At 31.5% G+C, this 18,021-nt stretch carries 11 protein-coding genes and 1 pseudogene; 10 read left to right on the top strand and 2 right to left on the bottom strand.

What is annotated here, in order from left to right:
• Nucleotides 1–225 precede the first annotated feature (225 nt).
• From SYNTR_RS07245 to yihA, 7 genes are all read left to right on the top strand, one after another.
• Nucleotides 226–3,081 carry a DUF7986 domain-containing protein gene (locus SYNTR_RS07245; protein ID WP_156203892.1) on the top strand — a complete coding sequence of 952 codons (2,856 nt, stop codon included), beginning with the start codon at nucleotides 226–228 and terminating at the stop codon, nucleotides 3,079–3,081.
• Nucleotides 3,082–3,468: 387 nt separating this feature from the next.
• On the top strand, nucleotides 3,469–4,782 hold the full coding sequence (tig, locus tag SYNTR_RS07240; protein ID WP_156203891.1) for a trigger factor: 1,314 nt from the start codon (nucleotides 3,469–3,471) through the stop codon (nucleotides 4,780–4,782).
• 73 nt (nucleotides 4,783–4,855) lie between these two features.
• Nucleotides 4,856–5,455 (top strand): ATP-dependent Clp endopeptidase proteolytic subunit ClpP, encoded by a 600-nt coding sequence (gene clpP, locus SYNTR_RS07235; RefSeq protein ID WP_156203890.1) that lies wholly within the window; start codon nucleotides 4,856–4,858, stop codon nucleotides 5,453–5,455.
• A 24-nt stretch (nucleotides 5,456–5,479) separates the two neighbouring features.
• Nucleotides 5,480–6,730 carry an ATP-dependent protease ATP-binding subunit ClpX gene (gene clpX, locus SYNTR_RS07230; RefSeq protein WP_156203889.1) on the top strand — a complete coding sequence of 417 codons (1,251 nt, stop codon included), beginning with the start codon at nucleotides 5,480–5,482 and terminating at the stop codon, nucleotides 6,728–6,730.
• Between the two features lie 242 nt (nucleotides 6,731–6,972).
• The gene (gene lonB / locus SYNTR_RS07225) at nucleotides 6,973–8,631 is read left to right on the top strand and encodes an ATP-dependent protease LonB (protein ID WP_156203888.1); all 1,659 of its coding nucleotides are present in this window, start codon (nucleotides 6,973–6,975) and stop codon (nucleotides 8,629–8,631) included.
• Nucleotides 8,632–8,767: 136 nt separating this feature from the next.
• Nucleotides 8,768–11,071 carry an endopeptidase La gene (gene lon, locus SYNTR_RS07220; protein WP_156204725.1) on the top strand — a complete coding sequence of 768 codons (2,304 nt, stop codon included), beginning with the start codon at nucleotides 8,768–8,770 and terminating at the stop codon, nucleotides 11,069–11,071.
• A 13-nt stretch (nucleotides 11,072–11,084) separates the two neighbouring features.
• Nucleotides 11,085–11,663 (top strand): ribosome biogenesis GTP-binding protein YihA/YsxC, encoded by a 579-nt coding sequence (yihA, locus tag SYNTR_RS07215; protein WP_156203887.1) that lies wholly within the window; start codon nucleotides 11,085–11,087, stop codon nucleotides 11,661–11,663.
• 47 nt (nucleotides 11,664–11,710) lie between these two features.
• On the opposite strand, the gene SYNTR_RS11815 is transcribed toward yihA, so the two are convergent.
• Both SYNTR_RS11815 and SYNTR_RS11770 read right to left on the bottom strand, forming a co-directional pair.
• Nucleotides 11,711–12,874, bottom strand: coding sequence for a DUF7986 domain-containing protein (locus SYNTR_RS11815; RefSeq protein WP_478210246.1), 1,164 nt, complete (start codon nucleotides 12,872–12,874; stop codon nucleotides 11,711–11,713).
• A 21-nt stretch (nucleotides 12,875–12,895) separates the two neighbouring features.
• Nucleotides 12,896–12,955 (bottom strand): annotated as a pseudogene (locus tag SYNTR_RS11770) (SEC-C metal-binding domain-containing protein); the annotation flags it as partial.
• Between the two features lie 186 nt (nucleotides 12,956–13,141).
• Here SYNTR_RS11770 and SYNTR_RS07205 point away from each other — a divergent pair.
• The 3 genes from SYNTR_RS07205 to SYNTR_RS07195 all read left to right on the top strand — a co-directional run bounded on the left by SYNTR_RS07205 (nucleotide 13,142) and on the right by SYNTR_RS07195 (nucleotide 17,976).
• Nucleotides 13,142–13,888: a YlmH family RNA-binding protein gene (locus tag SYNTR_RS07205; RefSeq protein ID WP_243140275.1), complete on the top strand. Its 747-nt coding sequence runs from the start codon at nucleotides 13,142–13,144 to the stop codon at nucleotides 13,886–13,888.
• A 153-nt stretch (nucleotides 13,889–14,041) separates the two neighbouring features.
• On the top strand, nucleotides 14,042–16,693 hold the full coding sequence (locus SYNTR_RS07200; protein WP_156203885.1) for a valine--tRNA ligase: 2,652 nt from the start codon (nucleotides 14,042–14,044) through the stop codon (nucleotides 16,691–16,693).
• Nucleotides 16,660–17,976, top strand: coding sequence for a Mur ligase family protein (locus tag SYNTR_RS07195; RefSeq protein ID WP_156203884.1), 1,317 nt, complete (start codon nucleotides 16,660–16,662; stop codon nucleotides 17,974–17,976). Before SYNTR_RS07200 ends, SYNTR_RS07195 begins: the two co-directional genes overlap by 34 nt.
• Nucleotides 17,977–18,021 lie beyond the last annotated feature (45 nt).

Below are 18,021 nucleotides of genomic sequence, written 5' to 3'. Positions count from 1 at the left end.
TTTTTTTGTGAATATTTAAACAAGAGTTATAAAGACTGCTTTATTCTGTGTTTATTATGTCAAATAAAATTTATTTATAATAATATCCACATTTATAAAAAAAAATTTGTTATTATATTAAATGAAAACATAGCTAATATATTATAACTTAGTAATTTCTTTATCATAAAATCAGTGGGTTTATATAGAATTTCATGGGGGAATTCTATAATGGAGGGGAGCTTAATGGTGGATTCATTACGAAAGATTCCGTGTGATTGTGGGAGTGGTATAGAACGGGAGAAATGTTGTTATTTGACAAATAAAGGTCAGATAGTTCATTTTTCACTTGGTAAAAAAAATAATTATAAGGTACAAATAAATAAAGCTTTAGAAGATTTAACCAGTTATGCTTTTAAATACTTTTATAGTTGGGAAAGTGCTGCTAAAGCTAAATTTTTCGCTTATAGTCAAACAGAGGGACTAAACGAAAACTTTATGCCGTTTTTTAGAACTTGGTTTGCTATAAACTATAGATTCTATAAAGATGTCTCACCCATAATAGATTTTTATATAGCCGAAAATGACGAAATAATTGACGACAACTATAGACCGATATTAACAGCTATAAAAAATTCACATATATCAATTTTTGAAGTTGAGTGGATAGAAAATAATACTGTTGCACTTAAAGATATTTTCAATAATATTTCCTACATTGTAGAAAGGGATTTTGGAAATGCAACAGGGGATATTAAAGAAGGTAGATTATTGCTAACTCGTATTGTACAAATTGGAAATACTGCTATTGTTGCCCAAACCCCTTATGTAATATTTTCAGATCAAAAAAGATATTTAATTGATGAAATAAATTCAATAAAAAGTTTAGAAGGTATTGAAGATATAGACCTATTTTGCAGAGAGTTTTCACAGGTTATTTGCAGTCTAATTATAGATGTTAGCTGTGGCAACAAAAAACCAAGTATAAAAATGAAAACAATATTGCTAAATGATAATTTAGAAAAAATAAGAGATAAAATATCAAGCCGTAAAGATTTTGCTTTTATTGAAAAAAGCAATAATTTTTTAAAGTTTACACTAACTTCAAATAAAAAGTTTTTAAGATTTTATGTTAATTCTTCTTTAGCTGTTATTGCTGCAGAAGAGACAACCGAGTTAACTAAAGGGAAATTATCATTAGAATCAGCTTTAAATCTTCCACACTACAAATGGTATGATGGATATACGGCAATATCAGATGATTATGCTGAAGAATTATTAACAGAAATAATGCATGATAAGTATTTAGAAGAATGGCTTGAAACTCAGCAGGAAGAACTTGAAGGTATGACCCCTCTACAAGCTATTAGAGATGTTAAAGGCAGAGTTTTATTAGAAAATTTATTAAATGATATGGATCTAAGTGTAAAAAGCAATGAAGAAAGTATTTTTCCTATTGAAATACTCCGTACTAAAATAGGATTATTAAATAGTCGCACCAAAAAAATGCTTGATTCTGAGGCAGTTACATTAAAAGTTCAAAAACATAGAGAACGTCAGGAATTAAGCTTTTATCCTAATTCTTATAATTGGTTAAGTAATGATTATAATCAAGTTGCTATAAGTTTATATGACTACTACACTCAACATGAAAAAGACGAGGTTAGGCTTGCATGGTTATTGTTTATTTGGAATGAATATTCCACTATTTATAGACCAAAGGTTTCAAAAATTAAGGCTTGGGTATCATCAATTGAATGTTGTTTATCATATTGTATTGAGGATAAAAAAGAAAGCGGAACACTAAAAAAATTGCTAGGGGTTCCTGGGATTATAAATAAAAACATTTATTTATTGATAAAGCACTTTACAGAACATCCTATTGACATAAGCATACAGCCCAAGGTCTACCCCAATTGGGATGAACTAGATTATCGAAAAATGATTGAAGCTTATGAAGAAGTAAAACAATATCTTTCTATCTTTTCATACGCTATAAAACCTAGATGGCCAAAAACCGATGAAGATATTCGCAATGAGTTCTATGAAGGTATTAATACGGAAGCTACATTTTGGGATGAAGGAAAAGAGAAAAAATATAAGGATTTTTACTTAGATAATAGGGTTTTAGATAATCGCAGTGATAGAGGAGAAACTATTGCTAATTTCTTTTGGGAAACTCAGGCGAAGCGCTTTCAACCTTACTTGAGGTCAGCTGCATTTAATCTTATGACTAGTTATGTAGGAGCATATAGAGTTTTACCTGCAGGGAGTAGCAGTGTAATATTTGAAGATATATTTACAGGTAAGCAAAGTGAGGTATATGGTAGGTTCAATAAAGATGTTCATGATGATATTGATCCGGGTATGATAGTACTAACTCGTGTACTTCCTCTAGGTAAATATGTTTGGGCTAGTGAGCCAATGTTTATATTATTGAATGATTTAACAGATATATTTTATAAGTATTTAGATATGCTTTTAGAAAATCTACATCTTTTTGATGAAGGAGATTATATATATCTGAAACAACGAGGGGAATGCGCACTCAAGGCTTATCTCATGGCACTAGATGAAGTTGAAAAAGATACGGTTGATTTAATGAATCAACCTATACAAATTGATTGGTTTGTTGCAGATATAAATGATAGCCAATTTGCAATTGATAGGATAGGACATAATAAACAGTTTGAATTAGTACATCAAGATGAAGATAGAACTGCTTATATCTGGATGTGTAATAACTCAACCCAAATGTCCCAATGGGGTTATCTATTGGTTAAAGATAATAAGATTTTAATTTGTGCACCCCCAGGGAAAGATTTGATTAGATTTAGTAAAGAAGTTTATAGAAGTTTTAAAACAGTTGATATTGTAGTGGCATTTAGAAAATATGAAACTATATATAAAACGTCTAAAGAATTAGAAAGATATTTTATATCAGATTTAGCTACCTTTTTTAACAACCAACCAGAGTTATCTTTAGCATTACTTAGGCAAGATGAACTTGAAGATGAAGAATTAGAATTACTCCAAGGTATATTTTTACTTAAGCTCGGTACACTTTTAATGGAGGAGGTTGAGCAAAACAAAAAAAAATAAAATTATGATTAATCTAGTTACATAAGGGTATAATCTAATAAAATAGACTTAATTTATATTTTGATACAAAGTAATTAATAATTGCAATTGCATTTTTTTGAATAAAAAGGCAATTTACACTTGACTGTATATGTATAGTTTATTTATTCTTAACTATAGGGAAATGTTAGCGGAAGTAGCTCAGTGTCTGACAAAGCGAAAGTCATGAGCTCTTTATCCGTTTCATAAAAAATAAGCCTCGGCTCGTGCCGGGGTGTTGTGTTTTTTATCGAATTAGGTTAAATTCTAGTAAGGATTATTTTGGATTAGTAGGAAAGCGAAAGCTTTATCGATCTTACATGATAAAAAATCCAGAGATTAAAACCATATACATAAGGAGGAGCATAGATGGATGCTAAGTTAGAGAAAATAGAAAATAGTGAAGCTTATTTAAACATTGAAGTGGATTCTGAAAAATTTGAAGAAGGTCTAGAAAAAGCTTATCGTAAAATTGTCAAGCAGGTAAACATACCAGGTTTTAGAAAAGGTAGAGCTCCACGTGCTTTAGTAGAAGTACATTATGGAAAAGAAATTTTATATGAAGATGCATTAGAGTTTGTAATACCTGAAGCATATGAACAAGCAGTTAATGAATTGAATGTAGAAGCTATAGCTCAACCAGATTTTGAAATTGTTGAAATAGAAGCAGGTAAACCATTGAAGTTTAATGCTAAGGTTGCTATAAAGCCTGATGTTGAACTTGGAAAACTAGAGGGTATAGAAGTATCTGTACCAAAAGTTGAAGTATCAGAAGAGGATGTAAATAATAGGCTAGAGGAAATGAGAGCTAGATATGCTCAAATGGTAGAAAAAGTTGATGAGCCAGCAGAGCTAGGTGATAATGTAATAATTGATTTTGAAGGCTTTGTTGATGATGTTGCATTTGAGGGTGGAAAAGGTGAAGATTTTGCTTTAGAACTTGGTTCAAATACCTTCATACCTGGTTTTGAGGAACAGTTAGTTGGCATAAAATCAGGTGAAGAAAAAGATGTTAATGTTACTTTTCCTGAAGACTATCAAGCTGAAGAACTAGCTGGACAAGATGCAGTTTTTAAGGTGAAAGTTAAAAAGATAGAAACGAAAGAATTAAGGCCATTAGATAATGATTTTGTACAAGAAGTAAGTGAATTTGATACTTTAGATGAACTAAAAGATGATATTAGAAAAAGCCTTCATGAAATGTCTGAGCAAACAAAAACAGAACAAATGAAAGAGGAAGTGCTATCATTAGCTGTTGAAGAATGTGAAATTCCACTACCAGATGCATTGGTTGAATCACAATTAGATGTTATGGTAAACCAGTTTTCACAAAGATTAAGTATGCAAGGTATCTCATTGGAACAATATTTAGCATTATCTAATAGTAATATGGATGATTTTAAAAAGGAATTATGGCCACAAGCCAAGAAAAATGCAAGTATAAATTTAATGTTAGAAAAAATAGTTGAGGAAAAAGGTATTGAAGTAACAGATGAAGAAATAGATAAAAACATAAAAGAAACTGCTGAAAGAACGGGACTAGAATTTGAAGACGCTAAAAAAAGTTTAGAAAGTGTTATGGACAATGTTGTTTTTCAACTTAAGTTAGAAAAAGCAGTTGAATATCTAGTAGCTAATGCAAATATTAAAGAAGTAGAAGTGGAAAAAGAAGAAATAAAGTAAGTAGAACTTGACGATTAAAAAGAATAATATATAGGTAAACTAAAGAATAGTTTTCTAATAAAGGGGTGAAAAAATGTCTTATCTAGTACCAATGGTTGTAGAACAAACTAATCGCGGTGAAAGATCGTATGATATTTACTCAAGACTGTTAAAGGATCGTATTATATTTTTAGGCAGTGCAATTGACGAGACTGTAGCCAATTTAGTTATTGCACAACTCTTGTTTTTAGAAGCAGAGGATCCAGATAAAGATATATCATTATATATAAACAGTCCTGGTGGATCAATAAGTGCAGGTATGGCTATATATGATACTGTTCAATATATCAAGCCAGATGTAACTACTATATGTGTTGGAATGGCAGCAAGTATGGGAGCATTCTTACTAGGCGCTGGAGCAGAGGGTAAAAGGTTTGCACTACCAAATTCAGAAATAATGATACATCAACCCCTCGGAGGTACTCAAGGTCAGGCAACAGATATAGAGATACACGCTAAAAGAATTATTAGAATGAAAGAGGATTTAAACAGAATCCTTTCCGAAAGAACTGGGCAACCATTAGAGAGAATCCAAAAAGATACAGAAAGGGATTATTTTATGTCTGCAAAGGAAGCTAAAGAGTATGGTATTATTGATGAAGTACTAATACATCCTAAAAAGAACACTAAATAGCCTTTTCAAAGAGAGGTGGAGTTTATGCATAAATATGGGGACGAAAAAGGCCAGCTTAAGTGTTCCTTCTGTGGAAAAACACAGGATCAGGTCAAAAAATTAGTTGCAGGACCGGGTGTATACATTTGTGATGAATGTATAGAACTGTGTAATGAAATTATTGAAGAGGAATTAGCAGATGATTTTGGCTTTGAGCTGGGTGATATACCGAAACCCCAAGAAATAAGAAGTATTTTAGATGATTACGTAATTGGTCAAGATGAAGCAAAGAAATCATTAGCAGTAGCTGTTTATAATCATTATAAACGGATTAATTTAGGTATGAAGCTAGATGATGTTGAATTGCAAAAGAGTAACATTATGATGTTAGGACCAACAGGTAGTGGTAAAACATTATTAGCACAAACCCTTGCAAGAATTTTAAATGTTCCTTTTGCTATAGCAGATGCTACGTCATTAACAGAAGCTGGATATGTAGGTGAAGATGTAGAAAACATACTACTTAAACTTATCCAAGCAGCTGATTATGACATAGAAAAAGCTGAAAAAGGAATAGTTTATATTGATGAGATTGATAAAATAACACGGAAAACTGATAATCCAAGTATTACTAGAGATGTATCTGGTGAAGGAGTACAACAAGCATTGTTGAAAATACTTGAAGGTACAGTAGCTAGTGTTCCTCCTCAAGGTGGAAGAAAGCATCCACATCAAGAGTTTATACAGATAGATACTAGTAACATTTTATTTGTCTGTGGTGGTGCATTTGAAGGAATTGATAAAATAATTCAAGATCGAGTTGGTCAAAAAATAATGGGATTTGGTGCTGATATTAAGAGTAAGGAAGAAAAGAAAATTGGGGAAATTCTAGACATGATTTTACCTCAGGATTTACTGAGATATGGTTTAATACCAGAATTTGTGGGTCGTGTGCCAATTGTAGTTACTCTTGATGCTTTAGATGAAGAGGCACTAATACAAATATTATCAGAGCCTAAGAATGCATTAATAAAGCAGTATAAAAAACTTTTTGAACTTGATGGAGTTGACCTTGAGTTTATGGATGAAGCATTATCGTCGATAGCTCAGGAAGCCTTACGTAGAAATACAGGAGCTAGAGGTTTAAGAGCAATAATAGAAGACATTATGCTTGATGTCATGTATGATGTGCCATCTCGTATTGATGTTACGAAAGTTGTTATAACAACAGATGTAATTGCTAAAAAAGAAAAACCGCTGCTAGTGACAGTTGATGCTAAAAGAAAAGTAAACTAATTAAATTTCATTCTGCGCTAAGCTAAAATGGAGATAAGACCGATGAGTGGCGTGATAAAAATGCATAGCCACTCCATAGTCTAGTTTAGCTTTTCGCAGTGAAACCAAATTTTAGTTTTAAACTTAAATTGAAATTTTCAAAAGGTAGCTATGCTACCTTTTTTTACTTGTGTTTTTTTCTAATCCTATAAGGTAATCAAGGGAATAATAAAAATCAATCCTAATAGGAAAGGAAAAAAACTATGAATGAATTATTTATGCAATATGGCGGAATCTTATATCTAATACAGCTGTTTTTTGCTGTTATTATAGGTCTATATTTTTGGACTTTACTTAAAAATCAACAGAATAGAAAAAGCGTTGTAGTTCGTGAATCTGATAAAGAGAGTTTAAAGCTTAAACAAATGCGTAATATCAATTTAACTGAACCCTTGTCTAGTTTGACCCGACCTACTAATTTTAATGATGTTATAGGTCAAAAGGAAGGTGTAGATGTATTAAGATCTGCACTTTGTGGACCTAATCCTCAACATATAATAATTTATGGTTCACCAGGTGTTGGCAAAACAGCAGCGGCTAGATTGGTTTTAGAAGAGGCAAAACAAAATAGTATGTCGCCATTTAAAGAAAATGCTAATTTTGTTGAAGTAGATGCAACAATAACAAGGTTTGACGAGCGTAATATTGCGGATCCATTAATAGGTTCAGTTCATGATCCCATATATCAAGGTGCAGGTCCAATGGGAACAGCTGGCATTCCACAGCCGAAGATAGGTGCATGTACAAAAGCTCACGGAGGGGTGTTGTTCATTGATGAAATAGGTGAATTACATTCAGTCCAAATGAATAAATTACTTAAAGTATTAGAGGATAGAAAAGTAATTTTAGAAAGTGCATATTATTCAGAAAATGATAAAAATATACCTTTGTATATACATGATATTTTTAAAAATGGACTTCCAGCAGATTTTAGATTAATAGGAGCTACAACAAGAACGCCTGAAGAAATTCCACCAGCTTTAAGATCAAGATGTTTAGAAGTTTTTTTCAAGCCTTTAGATAAAGATGACATTAAATCAATAACCTTAAATGCGATAAACAAGGTGAATTTTGAAATAAAAGATGATGCACTAGAAGAAATGATTAAATATGCTAGTAATGGTAGAGAGGCTGTAAATATTGTACAGTTAGCTTCAGGTATTGCAATGATTGAAAAAAAGACAATTATTGATTTAAATATAATTGAAAAAGTATTAAATAATGGGAGATTTACTCCTAGAGTTGATATTAGGCCACAAAATGAACCTTTAGTTGGTGTTGTTAGCGGGTTGGCAGTTTACGGTGCTAATACTGGAACACTAATTGAAGTTGAAGCATCTGCACAACGCGCTGTCAATGAAAAAGGAACTTGGACTGTAACTGGGATAATTGAAGAGGAAGAAGTGGGAGGAAGGGAAAGAACAATAAGGCGTAAAAGTATGGCTAAAGGCTCGATAGAAAATGTATTAACTACATTAAAAAATAATTTTAATTTAAATTATAAGAATTATGACATTCATATAAATTTTCCCGGAGGGACTCCAATAGATGGGTCTTCAGCAGGAATTACTATAGCTACAGCAATTTATTCAGCTTGTAAAAACTTAAAAGTTAATAATTTGATAGCTATGACCGGGGAAATATCAGTACAGGGTAAGGTTAAGCCTGTAGGGGGTGTAGTAAGTAAAATTGAAGCAGCTAGAAAAGCAGGTATAGCAAAAGTGCTTATTCCTAAAGATAATTACTTAAGTATATTTGATGAGTTTGAAGATATAAAAATTGTTCCGGTTACTGATATCAATGAAGTTTTTAATCATATTGTAGTTGAAAATAATACAAATGTTCAAAAGGTTTCGTTATAATAAGTTATTAATATATTTATTAAAATATCTTTAAAAATCCCGTTCTTGCTGATAATGACCAATATATAGTAGAATATAATTTGCTGGAGGTGTTTTTTTGCAGCAGGAAAATGAAAAAACTTATCGTCAAATACCAATGTTACCACTTAGAGGTGTAATTGTTTTTCCATATACAGTTATTCATCTAGATGTGGGAAGGAAAAAATCTATAAATGCTATAGAAGAAGCGATGTTAGATAAAAAGGAAATTTTTCTAGCAACACAAAAAGAAGCGCAAACTGATGATCCTTCTATAGAAGATATTTATCAAGTAGGTACTGTAGCAGAAATTAAACAGGTGTTAAAAATGCCTGGTGGAACAATGCGTGTATTAGTCGAAGGACTACACCGCTCTATACTTAAAGAATATATATCTAATGATCAGTTTATTGAAGTTGAAATAGACGAACATAAGGATATTGAAGACAAGAAAACTTCTGAAACTGAAGCCTTAATGCGAACTCTAATTCATGAATTTGAACAATATGTTCGAATGAGCAAAAAAATATCACCCGAAACGGTTGTTTCGGTTGTAGCAATTGATGAACCTGGTAGGTTAGCTGATGTAGTTGCTTCTCATCTAAATTTAAAAATAACAGAAAAACAAGAAATATTAGAGGCATTAGATATTGTTAAACGCCTCGAATTTTTATGCGAAATAATTGCTAAAGAAATGGAAGTTTTAGAGTTAGAAAGAAAGATAAATGTTCGAGTACGTAAGCAGATGGAAAAATCTCAAAAAGAATATTATTTAAGAGAGCAAATGAAAGCTATACAAAAAGAACTAGGTGAAAAAGACGATAAAGCTAACGAATTAGAAGAACTTAGAGAGCGGATAGACAAAGCTAAACTGCCTAAAGATGCTTTAGATAAAGTGACCAAAGAACTAGAAAGATTAGAAAAAATGCCCCCAATGGTTGCAGAAGCAGTTGTAGTAAGAAATTATTTAGACTGGATGCTCTCTTTGCCTTGGTCAATAGAGACAAGAGATAGGTTGGATTTAAATGTAGCTGAAAGAATTTTAGATGAAGATCATTATGGTTTAGAAAAACCAAAGGAAAGAATAATTGAATATTTGGCTATACGTAAACTAGCAAAGAAAATGAAAGGACCAATATTATGCTTAGTTGGGCCTCCTGGTGTTGGTAAAACTTCATTGGGAAAATCAGTTGCACGTTCACTAGGGCGTAAATTTGTACGCATGTCACTAGGTGGTGTGCGAGATGAAGCAGAAATAAGAGGGCACAGAAGAACGTATGTAGGTTCAATGCCAGGAAGAGTTATACAAGGAATGAAGCAGGCGGGTTCTCGAAATCCAGTTTTTCTTTTAGATGAAATTGATAAAATGACTATGGATTTTAGAGGAGATCCAGCATCTGCATTATTAGAAGTTTTAGATCCAGAGCAAAACTCAACATTTAGTGATCATTACTTAGAAACATCATTTGATTTATCGAAAGTAATGTTTATTACTACTGCTAATTCAACTTATAATATACCAAGAGCGTTGTTAGATAGAATGGAAGTTATAGAAATAGCAGGTTATACAGAAGAAGATAAAGTATGTATTGCAAATGAATATCTAGTTACCAAACAAATAAAAGAACATGGATTAAAAATTGATAATATTAATATTTCAGAAGGAGCGCTTCGAAAAATTATTAGAGAATACACAAGAGAGGCTGGTGTAAGAAACTTAGAAAGACAGATAGCATCAGCTTGTCGTAAAGTAGCGCGTGAAGTAGTTAAGGATAAAAAGACATCTATAAACATTACAGCTAATAATATCCCTAAGTTTTTGGGAATACCTAAATATAGATATGGCATGGCAGAAAAAGAAAAACAAGTAGGAGTAGCTACGGGATTAGCATGGACAGAAACTGGTGGAGATATATTATCTATAGAAATAGCACTATTAAAGGGAAAAGGAAAGCTTACTTTAACTGGGAAGCTAGGCGATGTTATGAAGGAGTCTGCCCAAGCTGGATTAACATATGTTAAAGCTAAAGCAGAAGAATTAGGTATTACAACTGAAATTATAGAAAACTATGATGTTCATATACATGTGCCTGAAGGTGCAATTCCTAAAGATGGTCCATCTGCAGGTATTACTATCGCTACTGCACTAGCTTCAGCTATGTCTAATATTGCTGTTAGAAATGATGTAGCAATGACTGGTGAAATAACTTTAAGAGGTAGAGTTTTACCTATAGGTGGAATAAAAGAAAAAGTTTTAGCTGCTCATAGGGCTGGAATTAACACAGTTATATTACCTCAAGATAACAAAAAAGACTTAGATGAAATACCTGAAAATGTTAAGAAAAAAATTAAGATTGTCTTGGTTGGCCATATGGATGAAGTTTTATCAAATACGCTTGTAAATTCTGATCAAGAAAAGTAAGGTGTGAAAGTAAGTGAATATTAAAACAGCAGAATTAGCAGGCATTTTTGTTGATATTAAATCTTTGCCAGAAGAAGATATGCCTGAAATTGCTTTAGTTGGGAGATCAAATGTAGGAAAATCATCCTTAATTAATAAGGTTGTAAATAGAAAAAATTTAGCTAAATCAAGTTCAACACCAGGTAAAACCCGGACCATAAACTACTATATTATAAATAATGAATTTTATTTTGTAGATCTACCGGGTTATGGATATGCAAAAGTATCCAAAACTGAAAAAGCAAAATGGAAAAAAATGATTGAAAAATATCTAAGTCAACGCAAACAGTTAAAAGGAGTAATACAATTAATTGATATCAGACACCCACCTAGTGAAGATGATATTTTAATGCAAGAATGGTTACTACATTTTGGTCTACCTGTTTTAGTTGTAGTAACTAAAGCAGACAAAATTTCTAAAGGTGCTAGATTAAAACATCTTAAACCAATAAAATTGAATCTTAACTTAGATTTTGAGCCAATTTGCTTTTCAGCGCAAAACGGTGAAGGAGTAAGTGAGGTAAAAGAAGCAATATCAGAGATAATTGGCTAGAAAAAACCCGTTGTTAGATTATATATCTTAAAACAACGGGTATATATTTATGAGGTTTTTTCTATTCTTTGTAACATATATTCTAATAATTCTTTTTGTTCATCACTAACTGAGTTATACAAGGAATTAATCATATTCTTTAATTCAGTTTTTCCTTTATCTTCTTGTAATAATTCAAGAGGTGTTTTATTTTCGAATTCACTGTGTGGCGCATTTAACCATGCTTCTGTTTCTTGGTCTTTTAATATATCAAACCAAACTTGGTTATATTTAGCGTCAGGCGGTTTAGCAGAAAAGAAACTGCTGATTAAAATAAATTCTTTAGGATTAATAGTGTTTGCTATGAGGTCTTGTAGATAAGTTATATCTTCTAATACATCAGCAGACAAAATAACTTTATCACTTTGTAGTGCTATTCTAACATAACCATACTTATCTTCTTTAGGTTTATACCATTTATAATTATTAATATCATGAACAAATTCTATCTGATCAGACTTATCTAGTATTTCGATCAAAGATAAATATTTATCTTCATCTAAGCTTGCTAAACGAATATCATTTAAATTTATAAATTTCTTTCTACATGCATGATCAAATATGCCATAAACTATATCAGCTTTTTCTTTTAATATTTCGATTAAGCTTTCTCTTGGGTGTAAATCACTAAGGTATTTTATATGGTTTTTAATAAAAGCTTCTTGATTATTTTCATTTTTAAGCATTAATACCATACCTGAAAACATATTGACATCATCAATTGTTAAAATTCTTCCTAATAGTAGGATGTCATTTTTAAAAAGGTCTAACTCTAAAGGTTCTTTTAAAACTAAGCTATAATCTTTTTCTAAGATAATATCATAGACAAACAATGACTTATCCTTAGATTTAACAGCTTTAAAAACGGATAAATAGGAGTTGTTTAAAGAGTTTAAGCAGTTTAAAAGTTTATCTTCAATATATTTCCCATTTTCATTCATATATAAACAACCTAAACTCTGATTGTTTTTAAAAGGCTTATCAAACCAGAGCCAGTCAGAATAAAAAGATTCATTATCTTGGGATAAATCTTTATCTACAGTAAATCTCACAAAGCGAGATAGAGAATCTTTACGGTGTTTTTTTATTTCAGTATTGTAATAACTATCAAGCTTTAGCTTTAGAACAGATAGTAATTGATTATAAAAGTTAAATGTATCATCTACAGGCACATCAACTATGTCCTTTAATTCTAAGCAACATTTTTTATACTTTTTCCCACTTCCACAAGGGCAAGGATCATTTCTACCTATATCTTTTGTACTCATAAATCTTCACCCACTTATATTTTTTACATGTTAAGATTAGCATATAGTTAAACACTACTTCAATATACCTTAAAAATGTGTTAGAAAGCAATCTACTATAACGTATATATAATAAAATTTAAGAGTCAATAAAAGTAGGTGATTAAAATAAACAATTTTATTTTGACACAGGTGCAAAATGTGGAAGAAAAAATACTAATTTCTAGAATTCAAGATTTATGTAAACAGGCTTCTAGAGGTAATGTAGTAGTTAGTGATTTTTTAGACCTTAGGCAGCAAGAGCTAGCCTCATTAGTAATAAATTATATTAAAAACACTAACTTTGATTATTTTTTTTATGGTGGTTTTTCAGAAGCAGAAAGAAAACGCTTAATTATATCTCCTCAATGGCAAGAAAACCCAGATAACTTAATTAAATGTATTGAAATTAAACCAATAGGTAAAAATGGTTATTTAGAACATCGTGATTACCTAGGAGCACTACTTAATTTAGGTATTAAGCGTGAAAAGTTAGGGGATATAGTTATACAAAATGGTAGTGCATATCTATTTGTGGATTCTTTGCTTGTAGATTATATAATTATAAACTTAACTAAAGTTAAGAAACTTACTGTTCGTTTGCAACAATTTTTTGGGGAATTTGAGTACATAAATCCAGGAAAAAAATATATAAAAACCACGATACCTTCACTACGTTTAGATGCAGTAGTATCAGCAGCTTTTAATATGCCCAGGTCAGATTCTTCTCGGCTTATAAGCGGTGAGTATGTAAAAGTGAATCAAAAGACTATTATAAAAAATTCACATATAGTTAATGAAAAAGATCTTATATCAGTACGTGGAAAAGGGCGAGTTACAGTAGAAGAATTAGGTGGAATAACACGTAAAAATAGACATCATGTATTACTCTCCTTATAAATGCTCACTTGGATTAACACTACACCAATTACTGTCTTTAACAAGAAGTGACTATATAACTTGCACACCAGTAGTGTTTTTAAGTACAATTTAAAATGTAGCAATAATGGTAAATAATATTATTATATAGATTTAATGAGGAGGTTTATATATATGTCTAATAATCATAGTTTGCCTACTGTATACAATTCATCAAATGTTGAAGGAAAATGGTATAAATTTTGGATGGAAAATAATTGTTTTACTCCAGATAATGATTATACAAAAGAACCGTTTTCTATAGTCATGCCACCACCAAATGTAACAGGATCTCTACATTTAGGACATGCATTAGATAATACTATACAAGATATTTTAACCCGTTGGCGAAGAATGCAAGGCTATAATACGTTATGGCTTCCAGGTACTGATCATGCAGGCATCGCAACTCAGGCGAGAGTTGAAGAATCTTTAGCTCAAGAAGGTTTAAACAAGCATGAGCTAGGCAGAGAAAAGTTTTTAGAAAAAGTATGGGAATGGAAAAATCTTTATGGTGATAGGATAACAAATCAGCTTTGCTTACTAGGCTCTTCTTGTGATTGGACTAGGGAGAGATTTACTATGGATGAGGGTTGTTCTAGAGCGGTACGAGAGGTTTTTGTAAACTTGTATGAAGACGGGCTTATTTATCAAGGTGATTACATAATTAATTGGTGCCCTAAGTGTCAAACAGCTCTATCAGATATTGAAGTTGAACATGAAGAAAACGATGGCCATTTATGGCATATTAAATACCCTATTGAGGATAGTAATGAATACGTGGTTGTAGCTACTACAAGACCGGAAACAATGCTAGGGGATACTGGTGTTGCTATACATTTAGAAGATGATAGATACAACCATCTTATAGGAAAACAGGTTATACTTCCAATAATCAACAGAAAAATACCTATTTTTGCAGATGAGTATGTAGATAAAGATTTCGGAACAGGTGTAGTTAAAGTTACACCGGCTCATGATCCTAATGATTTTGAAATGGGATTAAGACATAATTTAGAACAATTAGTTGTAATGGATGAAACTGCTAAAATGAATGATAATGCTGGGATTTTTAAAGGAATGGATCGATATGAATGTCGTAAGAAACTAATTGAAATATTAAAGGATCAAGAACTATTAATAAATATTGATGATCATATGCATTCACTTGGACATTGTCAACGCTGTGCTAATATCATTGAACCAATGGTTTCAAAGCAATGGTTTGTTAAAATGGAACCACTGGCAAAACCTGCTATAGAGAAAGTAGAAAATGGTGAAATAAATTTTATCCCGGAGCGATTTACCAAAACATATATTAATTGGATGGAGAATATAAGAGATTGGTGTATTTCTCGTCAGTTATGGTGGGGACATAGAATTCCTGTTTGGTACTGCCAAGAATGTGGAGAAGTTATTTGTAGTAAGGAAGATCCAGCAAACTGTAATCAATGTGATTCACTACAGCTAATACAGGATGAAGATGTTCTTGATACTTGGTTTAGTAGTGCCTTATGGCCTTTTTCAACCTTAGGATGGCCAGAAAGTACTAAAGATATAGAATGTTTTTATCCAACTAGTGTTCTAGTTACTGGCAGGGACATAATTTTCTTCTGGGTAGCTAGGATGATATTTTCTGGTATAGAGCATACTGATGATGTCCCTTTTAGAGATGTTAATATTCATGGTTTGATTCTAGATGGACAAGGAAGAAAAATGAGTAAATCTCTTGATAATGGTATTGATCCAATTGAGGTAATAGATAAATATGGTGCAGATACCTTGCGCTTTTCACTTATAACTGGTGTTACTCCTGGTAATGATGTGCGTTTTCATTGGGAGAAGGTAGAAAATACACGTAACTTTGCTAATAAAATTTGGAATGCTTCTAGGTTTGTTCTTATGAATCTCGATGATTTTAAGGAAATTGATATAAACTATGATGAACTTGAACTAGTGGATAAATGGATTATTTCTAGATTTAATACTAAAGCTGAACAGGTAACAAAGTTATTAGAAAGCTATGATATAGGTGAGGCTGCAAGTGGGCTTTATGAATTTATCTGGGACGAGTTTTGTGACTGGTATATAGAACTGGCAAAACCAAGGTTGTTTAATAATAACACTAAAGAAAAGCTAGTAGTAAAAAATGTATTAAGAAATACCTTAATGGGCATTTTAAAACTTCTTCATCCATTTATGCCATTTATTACTGAAGAAATATATCAAAACTTACCGGGTCATAATAATACAATTATGTTAGACAGATGGCCAATAGTAAATAACCAATTAATAGATGATGTTGCAGTGGAAAACATGAATGATTTAATGCGATTAATTAGGCTTACTAGAAATATAAGAGCTGAATTCAATGTAAATCCAAGCTCTAAAATATCTAGTATAATTGTAATACCTGATGAAACAAAAAGAGAAAATGTAGAAGCAAATAAAGATTACATTTTAGATTTGGCTAATATGTTAAATGTAGAAGTAGTAAATAAACTCGAAAATAAGCCAGGACAAGCTGCATCAGCAGTGACTGCGTTTGCGGAGATATATGTGCCATTAGAAGGAATAATTGATGTAAAAAAGGAAATAGCTAGACTTGAAAAAGAATTAAACAATTCACTTAAAGATTATGAAAAGGCAAATGCAAAGTTAAATAATGAAAACTTTATATCTCGTGCACCAGCAGAAGTTATTGAAAAAGAAAAGGCTAAAGCACAAGAAGCAAATTTAAAGAAAGAGGGTATATTAAATCGTCTACAGATATTAAAAGGCAAGTAGAAAAGGAGCTTGCAGAATTAAGTTTATTTGGAAGCAAGCCGGGATTAGACAGGATTAAGCAGTTACTGAAAAAACTTGGGAATCCAGAACGGGACCTAAAATGTATACATATTGCGGGTACTAATGGAAAGGGTTCTACATCGCTAATAGTTGGAAGTGTTTTATCAGCTGCGGGATATAAAGTGGGTAGATTTACTTCACCCCATCTATACTCGTATTTTGAAAGAATAACTATTAATGAATATGAAATAGAGCCTAGTATACTTATGGACTATTTGTATAATGTTAAAAATCATGCAAAAAGTCTAGAGGATGAAGGTCATGAGTATCCTACTGAGTTTGAAATATTGACTGCTATAGCCTTAAAGTGTTTTAAAGATTACAAGGTAGATATAGCTATTTTAGAAGTGGGTATGGGTGGAATATATGATTCAACAAATGTAATTGAATCTCCTTTAGTATCTGTTATAACAAGCATAGGGTGTGATCATACTCAATATTTAGGTGATACCTTAAAGGAGATTGCACATAACAAAGCGGGTATAATAAAAACAAATGTACCAGTAGTAACTGGGGAAATAAATGATGATGCACTTAGTGTTATAAGGAAAAGGGCGACACAATTAAATGCACGCTTATTTCATGCCAATGAAATAAAAATAAAACTTCTTAAACCCCCAGATTTATCCGGATTTACTATTGATATTAAAGGATTAAGTATTAATATAGAATCGGTTAAAATTTCGTTACTAGGGGATTTCCAGCTTACCAATATTTCTGTCTCCATTTTAGTATTAGAAATACTAAAAAACAATGGGTATAAGATTACTAATGAAATAATAGCTAAAACATTCCCTTCATTAAAACACCCCGGTCGTTTAGAGATAGTTAGTAATAATCCTCTTGTAATAGTTGATGTTGCTCATAATCCACAAGGGTCACAGGCTTTAGCAAGATCACTTGAGACATTGCTACCTAATAAAAAGAAAGTTTTAGTATGTGGATTTCTTGATGATAAGGATATCCAAGAAAACTTAAAACCATTGGGGAACAAAACAAAAATTTGTATAATTACGAAACCTAAGAGTCATAGGTCTAGTAATTGGCATAATATAGCCTTTATTTGGCAACAGGAATTTCCGCATATTAAATTTATAGTAGAAGAAAATATACAACGAGCAGTTGAAAAAGGATTTAGTTTGGTGGGAACAGGCGAATATCTTCTAATAGCAGGTTCATTCTATTTATTGAGTGAAGCAAGACAATTATTTGTACAAAATTAACAATTTATTAACAGTAGTATTTTTAGGTGTTTGTTATAATAAATT

The sequence above is a fragment of the Candidatus Syntrophocurvum alkaliphilum genome (assembly GCF_009734445.1).
GTDB classification, from domain to species: Bacteria; Bacillota; Syntrophomonadia; order Syntrophomonadales; family Syntrophomonadaceae; genus Syntrophocurvum; species Syntrophocurvum alkaliphilum.
Note: the sequence above shows the minus strand (reverse complement) of the source record. Positions and strands in the feature narration are given on the sequence as shown.